The sequence below is a fragment of the Streptomyces sp. NPDC012794 genome, from assembly GCF_042901085.1.
Classification (GTDB): Bacteria; Actinomycetota; Actinomycetes; order Streptomycetales; family Streptomycetaceae; genus Streptomyces.
This window is the reverse complement of record NZ_JBIBCI010000005.1, coordinates 357021-370206: the sequence shown is the minus strand read 5'-3', so window position 1 is coordinate 370206 and position 13186 is coordinate 357021. Positions and strand designations below refer to the sequence as shown.

Sequence of the window (13186 nt, the reverse complement as noted above, 5' to 3'; positions counted from 1 at the left end):
GATCCGGGGCGGCTTCGTCCCGGTGGGAAAGGGACGTCGCCATGGCAGATCAGCTGGAAGCATCCGTCACTCTGCCGAGCGATCCGGTATCGGTCGCCGCCGCCCGCCGCTACGTGGCACAGGTACTGTCCGACTGGGGACTGCCGGAGGACGCCGGCACCGCCGACACCGTCCGGCTGATCGTCTCGGAACTCGCGACCAACTCGGTGCAGCACACCTTCGGCCAGTCGCCCACCTTCACCGTCGACGTCCGCCTCGAACGTGACGAGTGGCTGCGCGTCGGAGTGACAGACAGCCACCCGCGCTGGCCCAGGCGGCTCCCCGCCGCGGTCCAGCAGGACAACGGCCGGGGGATGGTCATCATCCGCTGGCTGGCGGCGGAGGCGGGCGGCCGGCTCTCGGTCAGCCCCACGGAGGACGGCGGCAAGACCGTGTGGATCACCCTGCCCTGGCCCGCCGACGCCTCCGCGCGGACCCTCAGAGGCTGTTGACCCGGCGCGCGGCAACCCCGCGCCCGCCGTATACGACTCCCCCCGCCGGGACCGGGGCGGAGTCCAAACCGCGTGCCTTCCCGAAACCTGGGTTAACGCGGTGGAAAAATGCGGGCCCTACCGTATGGCCCTCGGTCTTCGGCCAATGATCACCCACGCTCCGGTAAAGCGGCGGTGATCGGGACGGAAAGCCTCGTCCTGTATGGGGAAAGACGCGCTTGGCACGGACAAGCGCAGGTCAACAGGGTGTTGACGGCCGGTACGGTCGCCCCGGCGCGATGAAGACATGTCCCGGAAGCTTGGTGATACAGGTGCAATTGACACCGCACGAACAAGAGAGACTCCTGATCCACGTGGCCGCCGACGTGGCCGCGAAGCGCAGGGCGCGCGGGGTGCTCCTCAACCACCCCGAGGCCGTCGCCCTGATCACCTCTCACCTCCTCGAAGGCGCCCGCGACGGGCGGACCGTCGCCGAGCTGACGGCCTCCGGCCGCACCGTGCTCACCCGCGCCGAAGTCATGGAGGGTGTCCCCGAGATGATCCACGACGTCCAGGTCGAGGCGACCTTCCCCGACGGCACCAAGCTCGTCACCGTCCACGACCCGATCGTCTGAGGGGGAGCGGCAGCATGATCCCCGGCGAGATCGTCCACGGGGAGGGTCCGGTGCGCCTCAACCAGGGTCGCCCCGTCACCCGCCTCACCGTCCTCAACGCCGCCGACCGGCCCGTCCAGGTCGGCTCCCACTACCACTTCGCCGAGGCCAACCCCGGCCTCGACTTCGACCGGCGGGCCGCGCGCGGCCTGCGCCTGAACATCGCCGCCGGCACCGCCGTCCGCTTCGAGCCGGGCATCCCGGTCGCCGTGGAACTCGTACCGCTCGGCGGACTGCGCACCGTGCCCGGACTGCGCGGCGAGACCGGGGGACCGCTCGATGGCTGAACTCTCCCGCCGGGCCTACGCCGACCTCTTCGGGCCCACCGCCGGCGACCGGATCCGGCTCGCCGACACGGCCCTCTTCGTCGAGATCGAGCGGGACCTCAGCGGCGGACCGGGCAACTCCGGCGACGAGGCCGTCTTCGGCGGCGGCAAGGTCATCCGCGAGTCCATGGGCCAGGCCCGCACCACCCGCGCCGAGGGCGCCCCGGACACGGTGATCACCGGGGTGGTGATCCTCGACCACTGGGGCATCGTCAAGGCCGACGTCGGCATCCGCGACGGCCGCATCTGCGGCATCGGCAAGGCCGGAAACCCCGACACCATGGACGGGGTGGACCCCGCGCTCGTCATCGGCCCCGAGACCGAGATCATCGCGGGCAACGGGAAGATCGTCACCGCCGGCGCCATCGACGCCCACGTGCACTTCATCTCCCCGACCGTCGTCGACGAGGCCCTCGCCTCCGGCATCACCACCCTCGTCGGCGGCGGCACCGGCCCCGCCGAGGGGTCCAAGGCCACCACCGTCACCCCCGGGCCCTGGCACCTGGCCCGGATGTTCGCGGCGCTGGAGGCCTACCCCGTCAACATCGGCCTCCTCGGCAAGGGCAACACCACGTCCCGCGAGGGCATGCTCTCCCAGCTGCGCGGCGGAGCCCTCGGATTCAAGATCCACGAGGACTGGGGGGCGACCCCCGCCGCCATCGACGCCTGCCTGAGCGTCGCCGACGAGACCGGCGCCCAGGTCGCCATCCACACCGACACGCTCAACGAGGCCGGCTTCGTCGCCGACACCCTCAAGGCCATCGCCGGGCGGACCATCCACTCGTACCACACCGAGGGCGCGGGCGGCGGCCACGCACCCGACATCATCACCGTGGTCTCCGAGCCCAACGTCCTGCCCAGCTCCACCAACCCCACCCGGCCGCACACCCTCAACACCGTCGAGGAACACCTCGACATGCTGATGGTCTGCCACCACCTCAACCCGGCCGTCCCCGAGGACCTCGCCTTCGCCGAGTCCCGGATCCGGCCCTCCACCATCGCCGCCGAGGACGTGCTCCACGACCTCGGAGCCATCTCCATCATCTCCTCCGACTCCCAGGCCATGGGCCGGGTCGGCGAGGTCGTGCTGCGCACCTGGCAGACCGCCCACGTGATGAAGGAACGGCGCGGATTCCTGCCCGGCGACGGCCCCGCCGACAACCACCGCGCCCGCCGCTACGTCGCCAAGTACACGATCAACCCCGCCGTGGCCCAGGGCCTCGCCAGGGAGATCGGCTCCGTCGAGACCGGCAAGCTCGCCGACCTGGTGCTGTGGAGCCCCGCCTTCTTCGGGGTCAAGCCCGAACTGGTCGTCAAGGGCGGCCAGATCGCCTACGCGCAGATGGGCGACGCCAACGCCTCCATCCCCACCCCGCAGCCGGTCCTGCCCCGGCCCATGTACGGCGGCATCGGCCGGGCCCCGGCCCTCAACTCGCTCAACTTCACCGCGCAGGCCGCCCTCGACGACGGCCTGCCCGAACGCCTCGGCCTCGGAAAGAGGTTCACGGCCATCGAGAACACCCGCAAGCTGGGCAAGGCGGACATGCGCAACAACGACGCCCGGCCGAGGGTGGAGGTCGACCCCGACACCTTCACCGTCACCATCGACGGCGAAACGGTGGAGCCGGCCCCCGCGGCCGAACTGCCCATGGCACAGAGATACTTCCTCTTCTGATGGGGCCCAGCCTGCCGAAGGGCCCCCTGCCATGAGCCTCGCCGCGCTGCTCGTGCTCGCGGACGGCCGCTTCCCCGCCGGAGGGCACGCCCACTCCGGCGGGGCGGAGGCCGCCTGCAAGGCCGGCCGCATCCACGACGCCGCCACCCTGGCCCAGTTCTGCCGGGGCCGGCTGCACACCGCCGGGCTCACCGCCGCGGGGCTCGCCGCTGCCGCCGCCCTCGGCCTCGACCCGGCGGAACTCGATGCCGCCGCCGACGCCCGCACCCCCTCGCCCGCGCTGCGCGCCGCCGCCCGGCGGCTCGGCCGGCAGCTGCTGCGGGCCGCCCGGGCCACCTGGCCCGCCGCCGAACTGGACGCCCTGGCCGCCGCCTTCCCGCGCGGGGCCCACCAGCCCCTGGTCCTCGGCCTCACCGCCCGGGCGGCCGGGCTCGGGGCGCTGGACGCCGCGCACGTGGCGGCGTACGAGAGCGTCAGCGGGCCGGCCACGGCCACGGTACGGCTGCTGGGCCTCGACCCCTTCGAGGCGAGCGCCGTACTGGCCCGCCTCGCCCCCGAACTCGACGCCGTCGCCGCCCGCGCGGCCCAGGCCGCCCTGCTCGCCCGTACCGAAGGCGCGGACGCCCTGCCCGCGGCCTCCTCACCGCTGCTGGAGATCGCGGCCGAGGCACATGCCGACTGGGCGGTACGCCTCTTCGCCTCCTGAGCACCCCGACCGGCTTCCCGAAGGAGACCTGCCGTGCACCTCGACCACGACGTGACCTACCCCCACCGCCACACCCACGGCGCCGCCCCGCTGCGCGCCGACGGCAGCCGCCGCGCCCTGCGCGTGGGCCTCGGCGGCCCCGTCGGCTCCGGCAAGACCGCCACCGTCGCCGCCCTCTGCCGGACCCTGCGCTCCGAACTGTCCATGGCCGTCGTCACCAACGACATCTACACCCGCGAGGACGCCGAGTTCCTGCTGCGCGAAGCCGTCCTGCCCCCCGAGCGGATCAGCGCCGTGGAGACCGGCGCCTGCCCCCACACCGCGATCCGCGACGACATCTCCGCCAATCTGGAGGCCGTCGAGGAACTGGAAGAGGCCTTCCGCACCCATGCCCCCCTCGACCTGATCCTCGTCGAATCCGGCGGGGACAACCTGACCGCCACCTTCTCCCGCGGCCTGGTCGACGCCCAGATCTTCGTCATCGACGTGGCGGGCGGCGACGACATCCCCCGCAAGGGCGGCCCCGGAGTCACCACCTCCGACCTCCTCGTCGTCAACAAGACCGACCTCGCCCCCCACGTGGGCTCCGACCTGGAACGGATGGCCCGCGACGCCGCCGCACAGCGCGGGGACCTGCCCGTCGCCTTCCAGTCCCTGCGCGGCGCCGAGGGCGTGGCCCCGGTGGCCGACTGGGTACGGGAGCGGATCGCCGCCTGGGCCGTACGGTGACCAGCGCGCCCCCCGCCGCCCTCCACCCGGCCTCCCTGCGCGCCACCGCCCGCATCCGCGCCGCCGCCGACGGCCGCGGCGGCACCGCCCTGCCCCTGCTGGCCGGGGAGGGGCCGCTCGCCCTGCGCCGCACCCGGGGCGAGGGAGCCGAGGCGGGGGTGACGCTGGTCGGCGCGATGAGCGCCCCCCTCGGCGGCGACCACCTCACGGTGGAGGCCGAAGCGGGACCCGGCGCCCGTCTGGCCGTGCGCTCGGCGGCGGCCACCCTGGTCCTGCCCGGCCGCGGCGGCGAGCCCGCGCGGTACGACGTACGGCTGACGCTGGCCGCGGGGTCGGCGGTGCGCTGGCTGCCGGAGCCGCTCGTCTCCGTGCGCGGCAGCGACCTGCGCGCCACCACCCGCGCCGAACTGGCCCCCGCCGCCCGCCTCCTGCTGCGCGAGGAACAGGTGCTGGGACGCAGCGGCGAGGCCCCCGGCCTGCTGCGCAGCCGCCTCACGGCCACCCGGGACGGCCGGCCCCTGCTGGACCAGGAGCTGTCCTGCGGCCCCGGCGCACCGGGCGGCTGGGACGGCCCGGCCGGAACGGCGGGGCACCGCGCCCTCGGCCAGCTGCTCGTCGTCGACCCGCGCTTCGAGGCGGACCCGCCGCGCGCCGCCGTACTGGGGGAGTTCGCGGCGGCCACCCCGCTGGCCGGGCCGGCCGTACTCGTGACGGCCCTGGCCCCGGACGCGCTGCGGCTGCGCGAACTGCTGGACGGGGCCCAGCGCACGTACGGCTGGTGACCCGGCCGCTGACGGGGGGACAGAACCGGGACAATGGGACACCGCTCAGCGGTACACACCTTTCCGGTTATCGGGTTGGCAAAGAACTCCACCGTGCTCTGTTGCCGGGTACCGGTCAGACGAAAGGATCCCCCTGTCCCAAACCCGCCGCTCCGGGCGGCACATGACCAGGGGGATCAACCACGTGATACGCAATGCGACGCTGGGGAGCGCCGCCACCCTCATCACCGGCGCGCTGGCGGCAGGCCTGCTGCTCGCGCCGCCGGCCTCGGCGGCTCCGGCCGGCCGGGACAACGGCGGCGCCGAGGCGATCGGCGTCCAGATCGCCGCTGCCCGCGCCGCGCGCGCGGGCATCGACTGGAAGGACTGTCCCGCCGACTGGGGCTTCGAGAAGCCGATCCAGTGCGGCTGGGTCAAGGTCCCGCTCGACTACGCCAAGCCCTTCGGCAAGACCATCGAGCTCGCCGTCGACCGCGCCGTCAGCACCGGCACCAAGGAGGAGCGCCAGGGCGCCCTCATCTACAACCCGGGCGGCCCGGGCGGCTCCGGCATGCGCTTCCCGCGCCGGGTCACCACCAAGAGCCCGCTGTGGGTCAACACCTCCAAGGCGTACGACTTCGTGGGCTTCGACCCCCGCGGCGTCGGCCACTCGGCGCCGATCTCCTGCATCGACCCGCAGGAGTTCGTGAAGGCCCCCAAGGCCGACCCGGTCCCCTCCAGCGAGGCCGACAAGCGCGCCCAGCGCAAGCTCGCCGCCGAGTACGCGGACGGCTGCAAGGAGCGCAGCGGCGAGATGCTGCCGCACATGACCACGCCGAACACCGCGCGCGACCTGGACGTCATCCGGGCCGCCCTCGGCGAGAAGAAGCTGAACTTCCTCGGCGTCTCCTACGGCACCTACCTGGGCGGGGTCTACGCGACCCTCTTCCCGACCCACGTGCGCCGCATGATCCTCGACAGCGTCGTCAACCCGTCGCAGGAGAAGATCTGGTACCAGGCCAACCTGGACCAGGACGTCGCCTTCCAGATGCGCTGGAACGACTGGCAGGACTGGGTCGCCAAGAACGACGGCGTCTTCCACCTCGGCGACAGCCGCGCCAAGGTCGAGGCCAAGTACCAGGAGCTGCGCGCCCAGGCCAAGGCCAACCCGCTCGGCGGGGTCGTCGGCCCGGCCGAGCTGATCGGCTTCTTCCAGGGCGCCCCGTACTACGACTCCTCGTGGGTCCCGGTCGCGCAGGCGTTCAGCGCCTGGGCCGCCGGTGACGAGAAGCCGCTGATCGAGGCCATCGCGCCGGACATGTCCGACACCAAGGGCAACGCCGCCTCCGAGAACGGCAACGCCGTGTACACCGCGGTGGAGTGCGCCGACGCCAAGTGGCCCACCAGCTGGACCAAGTGGGACCGGGACAACACCGAGCTGCACAAGAAGTACCCGTTCCTGACCTGGTCGAACGCGTGGATGAACCTGCCCTGCGCGACCTGGAAGTCCAAGCAGAGCACCCCGGTCGAGGTCGGTGCCAAGCGCGGCATCGCACCGGTCCTGATCGTCCAGTCCGAGCGTGACGCGGCCACCCCCTACGAGGGCGCCGTCGAGCTGCACCGCCGCCTGGCGGGCTCGCGCCTGATCACCGAGCAGAACGCCGGCTCGCACGGCGTCACCAGCCTGCTGAACTCCTGCGTCAACACGCGCGTGGACGGCTACCTGCTCACCGGCAAGGTCGACACCCAGAACGTCACCTGCGCCCCGCACGCCACCCCGGTGCCCCCGGCCCCGGCCGCGGCGAAGTCCCTCGCGGAGGCCCCGGCCGCCGCGCTCCCGCAGCACGAGGAGCTGCCGGCCGTCCGCTAGGACGCCGGAAGCGGGAGCGGTGTGACAGCACCCCGGTGACCCGGGCGGGAGAAGGCTCAGCGCGTCAGGCGCCGGGCCTTCTTCCGCTTCTCCTCCTCCTCGGCCTTCACGTCGGCCGCGTACCGGTCGACGTACTCCTGGCCGGAGAGGCCGAGGATCGCGTACATGATCTCGTCCGTGACGGCCCGCAGCACGGCCCGCTCGCCCTCCATGCCCGCGTACCGGGAGAAGTCCAGCGGCTCGCCGAAGCGGATCGTGACCCGGCGGATCTTCGGGAGCTTCTGCCCGGGCGGCTGGATCTCGAAGGTACCGACCATCGCGCAGGGCACCACCGGCACCCCCGCGCCCAGCGCCATCGCCGCCACCCCGACCTTGCCCTTGTAGAGCCGCCCGTCGTGGGAGCGGGTGCCCTCCGGATAGATGCCGAGCAGCTCGCCCCTGGACAGCACCCCCAGCCCCTCGCGCAGGGCCGCCCGCCCGGCGTCCTTGCCGGAGCGGTCCACCGGGATCTGCCCGGCGCTGCGGAAGAAGGCGGCGGTCAGCCGGCCCTTGAGGCCGGGCCCGGTGAAGTACTCGGCCTTGGCGAGGAAGGTGATCCGGCGCGTGAGGATCGCGGGCATCAGGAAGTGGTCCGAGAAGGACAGGTGGTTGCCCGCGACGATCGCGGGCCCCTCCTCGGGGATGTGCTCCAGCCCCTCGATCCGCGGCCGGAACAGCAGCCGCAGCAGCGGACCGAGCAGTACGTGCTTGAGCAAGTGGTAGAACACCAGGCCGCTCCCGTCGATGCCGCTATGTCACGGCCATCCTACGGAAAGTCAACGCGCGGCCGGGAGGGTCATGCGCTGCGTGAAGCGGCCAGCCCCATGGTCAGCAGCCCCAGCACCACCCAGCCGAACCACAGCCAGCCGTTGCTGCCGAGCGCCACCGAGTACGTGGAGACGGCCACCAGGGCGGCGAAGGTCGTCACCGCCATCGCCTTAACGGATCCGGTCATGCCCCATGGTGGCGCCTGAGGCGGGTCCCGCGCTACTGGCCGCGCTGCTGGAGCGAGGCGAGATACGCGTTGTAGGCGGCCAGCTCCCTGTCGCCGTCCCGGTCGGCGGCCCGGTCCGAGCGCCGCGCGATCCGCTGCTCCGAGTGGTACCACTGGTAGATCAGCGCGATCAGCACCAGCACCGAGGGGATCTCGCTGAACGCCCAGGCGATGCCGCCGCCCCACTGCTGGTCGAGCAGCGGGTCGATGTCCAGGGAGGCCGGCGGGTTCGCGTACGTCTTGATCATCGGCTCGCTCGCCATCATCAGCGCGATGCCGAAGAAGGCGTGGAAGGGCATCCCCGCGAACAGCTCCAGCATGCGCATCACGTAGCCGGGGCGGTGCGGGCCGGGGTCCACGCCCATGATCGGCCAGAAGAAGATCAGGCCGACGGCGAGGAAGTGGACCATCATGCCGATGTGGCCGGGCCTGCTCTCCATCAGGAAGTCGAAGAGCGGGGTGAAGTACAGCGCGTAGAGGCTCGCGATGAACATCGGGATCGTGAACGCCGGGTGGGTGACGATCCGCATGTACCGGCTGTGCAGCAGCATCAGGAGCAGCTCGCGCGGGCCCCTGTGGCCGCGCGCCGCGGGCGGCAGCGCCCGCAGGGCCAGCGTCACCGGTGCCCCGAGCAGCAGCAGGATCGGGGTGATCATGCTGATCACCATGTGCTGGACCATGTGCACGCTGAACATGACCATGCCGTAGTCGTTCAGCTTGGTGCACATCACCAGGACCACCGTCAGCACACCGGTGACGAAGGCGATCGTGCGGCCCAGCGGCCAGGAGTCCCCGCGGCCGCGCAGGCGCAGCACGCCCCACCCGTACAGGGCCAGCCCCAGCAGCGAGCCGAACAGGAAGAAGGCGTCGAAGGAGAACTCCAGTCCGCGCCCGAGAGTGAACGGTGGCAGGTCCATGTTCATGTCCATGCCGTGACCGTTGTGATCCATACCTTCACTCCCTTGACTGTGGCGCCCCACCACAGTAATGCCGCCCCCGGACGCGATCGCGTCCGGGGGCGGCATCAGAAGGGGGGAAACCTCACAGAACGGTCTGGGCCTCGTCGTAGCGGGCCGGCGGGACCGTCTTCAGGGTGGAGGTGGCCTCCGCGAGCGGCACCATCACGATGTCCGTGCCGCGCAGGGCCGTGAGCATCCCGAACTCGCCCCGGTGCGCCGCCTCCACCGCGTGCCAGCCGAAGCGGGTGGCCAGCACCCGGTCGTACGCGGTGGGCGTGCCGCCGCGCTGGACATGGCCCAGGATGACCGGCCGGGCCTCCTTGCCCAGGCGCCGCTCCAGCTCGACGGCGAGGATGTTGCCGATGCCCGCGAAGCGCTCGTGGCCGTACTGGTCCTTGCCGCCCGCCTGGTACTCCATCGTGCCGGGACGGGGCTTCGCACCCTCGGCGACCACGACGATCGCGAACCGCTTGCCCGCGGAGAAGCGCTCGCCGACGATCGTCGTCAGCTCCTCGATGTCGAAGGGGCGCTCCGGGACGACGATGGCGTGCGCGCCGGCCGCCATGCCCGAGTGCAGGGCGATCCAGCCGGTGTGCCGGCCCATGACCTCGACGACCATCACTCGTTGGTGCGACTCGGCGGTGGTCTTCAGCCGGTCCAGGGCCTCGGTCGCGACGCCCACGGCCGTGTCGAAGCCGAAGGTCACGTCGGTGGAGGCGATGTCGTTGTCGATGGTCTTCGGCACGCCGACGATCGGCAGACCGCCCTGAGCGAGCAGGTTGGCGGCCTTCAGGGTGCCCTCGCCGCCGATGGGGATGATGGCGTCCAGACCGAGGTCCGCTACGTGCCCGCGGGCCCGCTCCACACCGTCGCGCAGGTGCGCCGGCTGGACCCGGGAGGAGCCGAGGATGGTGCCGCCGCGGGCCAGGATGCCGGCGACGGAGTCCAGGTCGAGCTTGCGGTAGTCGCACTCGAGGAGGCCGCGCCAGCCGTCGTGGAAGCCGATGACCTCGTCGCCGTGGTCGACGACGGCGCGGTGCACGACGGAGCGGATGACGGCATTGAGGCCGGGGCAGTCGCCGCCGGAAGTGAGCACACCAATGCGCATGGCAGGAAGAACCTTTGCAACGTGGGCCGACGACCGGACCACGTCGTCCGGTTGGAACTACCCGTCACCCTACAAGCGGATTCCCGGTGGACTGAACCATCCTCCACAGGATGGTCGGAACAGACAGAAGATCGTACGAACGCACACCGGCCCGGACTCCCGAGGGGGAATCCGGGCCGGTGGCCGGGCGGTGCGGGCGGCCGCCCGCCTACGCCGGCTGCGTGGCCGTCGCGATGCGCTCCGCGCGCAGCGCCTCGTACCAGCGGTCGTCTATGGCCGGCAGCGCGTTCACGTCGAGGGCCAGCTTCAGCAGGTGGTCCGCGATGAGCGGGTTGCGGGCCATCACGGGACCGTGCATGTACGTGCCGAAGACGGTGTCGTTGTACGCGCCCTCGGTGCCGTCGCCGGTGCCGTTGCCGCGGCCCATCGTCACCCGGGCGAACGGCCGTGCCGTCGGGCCGAGGTGGGTGACGCCCTGGTGGTTCTCGAAGCCCGTCAGCTGGGGCAGGCCCAGGCGCGGGTCGATGTCGCCGAGGACGTCGCCGACGCACCGCTCGCCCTCACCGCGCACGGTCACCACGTCCAGCAGGCCGAGGCCCTCCTGACGCTGCCCCTGGTCGTTGACGAACTCCTGGCCCAGGATCTGGTACCCGGCGCAGACGGAGAAGACGATCGCCCCGTTCGAGACGGCGCGCTCCAGACCGCCGTCGCGCAGCAGCCGCTCCGCGGCCAGCCGCTGCGGCCGGTCCTCGCCGCCGCCGATCAGGTAGATGTCGCCCGAGGTCGGGATGGGCTGGTCGCTGCGCACGTCCACGCGCTGCACGTCCAGGCCGCGCTGGCGGGCCCGGCGCTCCACCACGAGGGCGTTGCCCTGGTCTCCGTACGTGCTGAGCAGGTCGGGGTAGACCCACACCAGACGCAGGCTGTTGTCGCTCATGCTCTTGTCCTTCGAAGGTCTGGGTACTAGTTGCCGACGCGGCGGCGCACGTCCTGGAAGGCCGTGTAGTTGGCGATCAGCTCGATCTGCCCGGGCGGCGCCAGCTGGGCGGCCTCGTCGAGCGTCTCGCAGACCCGGAAGTCCAGGCCCGCGACCTCCAGGCGGACCGCGAGGTCCAGTTTGCGGTCGCCGATGACGAAGATCGGGTGGCCGGCGAGGCGCGGGTAGTCCACGTCCCACAGCCAGGAGGTGTCGGTGCCGTCCGCGCCGCGGGCGTTCACCGAGAGGATCACCGGCGCCGGAGGTCCGTCGATCAGCGAGAACGTCTCGAGCCAGCCCGCCGGGTTCTTCGCGAGCAGCAGCCGCAGCTCACGGCCCATGAAGTTGACCACGTCGTAGCGGCCGGCCACGGCCTGCACCTGGTACATGCGCTCCAGCGCGACCTGCGGCGGCACGCCGAACACGGCGGCCACGGCGGCCGAGGTGGCGGCGTTGGCCTTGTTGGCGCGGCCGGGCAGCTGGAGGTGGATCGGCCAGGCGCTGCCGTGCGGGTCCAGCACGTGGTCGCCGGAGAGCACCCAGCTCGGGGCCGGGCGGCGGAAACCGCACTCGCCGCAGAACCAGTCGTCGCCCGGGCGCTGCATGACGCCACCGCAGGAGGGGCACGACCAGGCGTCGTCCTTCCACTCCTGGCCGGCGGCGACCCACACCACGTTCTGCGAGGAGGAGGCCGACCACACGATCAGCGGGTCGTCGCAGTTCGCGACCACGACCGCCTTGGAGCCCTGGAGCCCCTCGCGCCACTTCTCGGCGAGCATGCGGGTCTCGGCCGCGCGGTCCAGCTGGTCGCGGGAGAGGTTCAGCAGGGCGATCACCTTGGGGGTGACGTCCCGGGCCACCCCGGCCAGGTACTTCTCGTCCACCTCGATGACGCCGTACCTGGCGTCCGAGCCGCCGGCCAGGGCGGAGGTGATGCCGGCCGGCATGTTCGCGCCCAGCGCGTTGGACACGACCGGACCGCTGGCCCGCAGGGCCTCCGCGATCAGGCGGGTCGTGGTGGTCTTGCCGTTCGTCGCGGAGACGAGGACGACGTCGAGATGCTGCGCCAGCGCGCCGAGAAGATCGGGGTCCAGCCTGAGTGCGACCTTGCCTCCGATCACCGATCCGCTTCCGCGTCCCGCGGCCCGCGACACCGCCGCCGCGGCCTTGCCCGCCGTCACGGCCAGCTTGGCCCGCGGCGAAAGCGGCTCCGTGTTGCCTGCCATCGTCCCTTGTCCTCCTAGCGTCGGTCGCCCCAGCCTATCCAGTACCGGCCGTGGCCTTGACCGCGGCGCCCCAGGTCGCCGCGGATCTGCTCATATATTCGCCCGTCGTACCCTTACGGCCATGCGACAGCGTCCCCTCCCCGGTACCACCGGTTCCGTCCGCCCCATGAGCCTGCTGGGCGACCCGGTGCTCCATTCGCCCTGCGCGGAAGTCACCGACTTCGGCCCCCAACTCGGGCGGCTCATCGAGGACATGTTCGCCACGATGTACGCGGCCCAGGGCGTCGGCCTCGCCGCGAACCAGATCGGCACCGGGCAGCGGGTCTTCGTCTACGACTGCCCCGACGACGAGGACGTCCGTCACGTGGGACACGTCGTCAATCCCCGGCTGGTGGAGGCCGACGGGGACGAGTTCCGCGGCCCCGAGGGCTGTCTGTCGCTGCCCGGCCTGGAGGCGGGCACCGTCCGCTTCGACCGGGCGGTCGTCGAGGGGGTCACCTCCGACGGGACCCCGGTGCGGATCGAGGGCACCGGATTCTTCGCCCGCTGCCTCCAGCACGAGTGCGACCACCTCGACGGCACGGTCTACGCGGACCGGGTGACCGGGCTGCGCGCCCGCAGGCTGCGCCGGGCCATCGCCAAGGCCCCGTGGGGCGGTGCCCGGGGGTAGGCC

General features: G+C 72.2%; 15 protein-coding genes. 9 read left to right on the top strand and 6 right to left on the bottom strand.

Annotated elements, in window-relative coordinates; genetic code table 11:
* The first annotated feature begins 41 nt into the window (after window positions 1-41).
* The 8 genes from ACFY7H_RS12565 (at window position 42) to ACFY7H_RS12530 (ending at window position 7211) form a co-directional block, all read left to right on the top strand.
* Window positions 42-491 (top strand): ATP-binding protein, encoded by a 450-nt coding sequence (locus tag ACFY7H_RS12565; RefSeq protein WP_388937128.1) that lies wholly within the window; start codon window positions 42-44, stop codon window positions 489-491.
* Between the two features lie 311 nt (window positions 492-802).
* A complete protein-coding gene (locus ACFY7H_RS12560) occupies window positions 803-1105 on the top strand; it encodes an urease subunit gamma (protein ID WP_388937125.1) in 303 nt (100 codons plus the stop codon).
* 14 nt (window positions 1106-1119) lie between these two features.
* Complete coding sequence (locus ACFY7H_RS12555) at window positions 1120-1431, top strand: urease subunit beta (protein WP_388937122.1); 312 nt, start codon at window positions 1120-1122, stop codon at window positions 1429-1431.
* Window positions 1424-3145, top strand: a complete 1722-nt coding sequence (locus ACFY7H_RS12550; RefSeq protein ID WP_388937119.1) for an urease subunit alpha — start codon at window positions 1424-1426, stop codon at window positions 3143-3145. Before ACFY7H_RS12555 ends, ACFY7H_RS12550 begins: the two co-directional genes overlap by 8 nt.
* 31 nt (window positions 3146-3176) lie before the next feature.
* On the top strand, window positions 3177-3851 hold the full coding sequence (locus ACFY7H_RS12545) for an urease accessory protein UreF (RefSeq protein ID WP_388937116.1): 675 nt from the start codon (window positions 3177-3179) through the stop codon (window positions 3849-3851).
* A gap of 33 nt (window positions 3852-3884) precedes the next feature.
* The gene (gene ureG / locus ACFY7H_RS12540) at window positions 3885-4580 is read left to right on the top strand and encodes an urease accessory protein UreG (protein WP_388937113.1); all 696 of its coding nucleotides are present in this window, start codon (window positions 3885-3887) and stop codon (window positions 4578-4580) included.
* Entirely contained in the window at window positions 4577-5362 is a 786-nt protein-coding gene (locus ACFY7H_RS12535) for an urease accessory protein UreD (RefSeq protein WP_388937111.1), read from the top strand. The genes ureG and ACFY7H_RS12535 overlap by 4 nt, the downstream gene beginning before the upstream one ends.
* Before the next feature lie 184 nt (window positions 5363-5546).
* Entirely contained in the window at window positions 5547-7211 is a 1665-nt protein-coding gene (locus ACFY7H_RS12530; RefSeq protein ID WP_388937108.1) for an alpha/beta hydrolase, read from the top strand.
* A gap of 56 nt (window positions 7212-7267) precedes the next feature.
* Here the strand turns inward: ACFY7H_RS12530 and ACFY7H_RS12525 are convergent, their stop codons facing one another.
* The 6 genes from ACFY7H_RS12525 to ACFY7H_RS12500 all read right to left on the bottom strand — a co-directional run bounded on the left by ACFY7H_RS12525 (window position 7268) and on the right by ACFY7H_RS12500 (window position 12513).
* On the bottom strand, window positions 7268-7978 hold the full coding sequence (locus ACFY7H_RS12525) for a lysophospholipid acyltransferase family protein (RefSeq protein WP_388937105.1): 711 nt from the start codon (window positions 7976-7978) through the stop codon (window positions 7268-7270).
* A 68-nt stretch (window positions 7979-8046) separates the two neighbouring features.
* A complete protein-coding gene (locus ACFY7H_RS12520) occupies window positions 8047-8205 on the bottom strand; it encodes a hypothetical protein (protein WP_185911042.1) in 159 nt (52 codons plus the stop codon).
* Window positions 8206-8237: 32 nt separating this feature from the next.
* Window positions 8238-9194 (bottom strand): cytochrome c oxidase assembly protein, encoded by a 957-nt coding sequence (locus tag ACFY7H_RS12515; protein WP_388937101.1) that lies wholly within the window; start codon window positions 9192-9194, stop codon window positions 8238-8240.
* Window positions 9195-9285: 91 nt separating this feature from the next.
* Window positions 9286-10311: a 6-phosphofructokinase gene (locus ACFY7H_RS12510; RefSeq protein WP_388937099.1), complete on the bottom strand. Its 1026-nt coding sequence runs from the start codon at window positions 10309-10311 to the stop codon at window positions 9286-9288.
* Window positions 10312-10519: 208 nt separating this feature from the next.
* On the bottom strand, window positions 10520-11248 hold the full coding sequence (locus ACFY7H_RS12505; protein WP_388937096.1) for a type 1 glutamine amidotransferase: 729 nt from the start codon (window positions 11246-11248) through the stop codon (window positions 10520-10522).
* A gap of 26 nt (window positions 11249-11274) precedes the next feature.
* Window positions 11275-12513 carry a MurT ligase domain-containing protein gene (locus tag ACFY7H_RS12500; protein ID WP_388937093.1) on the bottom strand — a complete coding sequence of 413 codons (1239 nt, stop codon included), beginning with the start codon at window positions 12511-12513 and terminating at the stop codon, window positions 11275-11277.
* Window positions 12514-12634: 121 nt separating this feature from the next.
* Here ACFY7H_RS12500 and def point away from each other — a divergent pair, with 121 nt between their 5' ends.
* Window positions 12635-13183, top strand: a complete 549-nt coding sequence (def, locus tag ACFY7H_RS12495; protein ID WP_388937090.1) for a peptide deformylase — start codon at window positions 12635-12637, stop codon at window positions 13181-13183.
* The last annotated feature ends 3 nt before the right edge of the window (window positions 13184-13186 follow it).

What these genes read in the sequence shown, in the direction of transcription:
- ACFY7H_RS12515 (WP_388937101.1), bottom strand. Translation starts at nt 9,194, where the DNA reads ATGGATCACAACGGTCACGGCATGGACATGAACATGGACCTGCCACCG.
- ACFY7H_RS12520 (WP_185911042.1), bottom strand. Translation starts at nt 8,205, where the DNA reads ATGACCGGATCCGTTAAGGCGATGGCGGTGACGACCTTCGCCGCCCTG.
- ACFY7H_RS12500 (WP_388937093.1), bottom strand. Translation starts at nt 12,513, where the DNA reads ATGGCAGGCAACACGGAGCCGCTTTCGCCGCGGGCCAAGCTGGCCGTG.
- ACFY7H_RS12555 (WP_388937122.1), top strand. Translation starts at nt 1,120, where the DNA reads ATGATCCCCGGCGAGATCGTCCACGGGGAGGGTCCGGTGCGCCTCAAC.
- ACFY7H_RS12565 (WP_388937128.1), top strand. Translation starts at nt 42, where the DNA reads ATGGCAGATCAGCTGGAAGCATCCGTCACTCTGCCGAGCGATCCGGTA.
- def (WP_388937090.1), top strand. Translation starts at nt 12,635, where the DNA reads ATGCGACAGCGTCCCCTCCCCGGTACCACCGGTTCCGTCCGCCCCATG.
- ACFY7H_RS12505 (WP_388937096.1), bottom strand. Translation starts at nt 11,248, where the DNA reads ATGAGCGACAACAGCCTGCGTCTGGTGTGGGTCTACCCCGACCTGCTC.
- ACFY7H_RS12545 (WP_388937116.1), top strand. Translation starts at nt 3,177, where the DNA reads ATGAGCCTCGCCGCGCTGCTCGTGCTCGCGGACGGCCGCTTCCCCGCC.
- ACFY7H_RS12550 (WP_388937119.1), top strand. Translation starts at nt 1,424, where the DNA reads ATGGCTGAACTCTCCCGCCGGGCCTACGCCGACCTCTTCGGGCCCACC.
- ACFY7H_RS12510 (WP_388937099.1), bottom strand. Translation starts at nt 10,311, where the DNA reads ATGCGCATTGGTGTGCTCACTTCCGGCGGCGACTGCCCCGGCCTCAAT.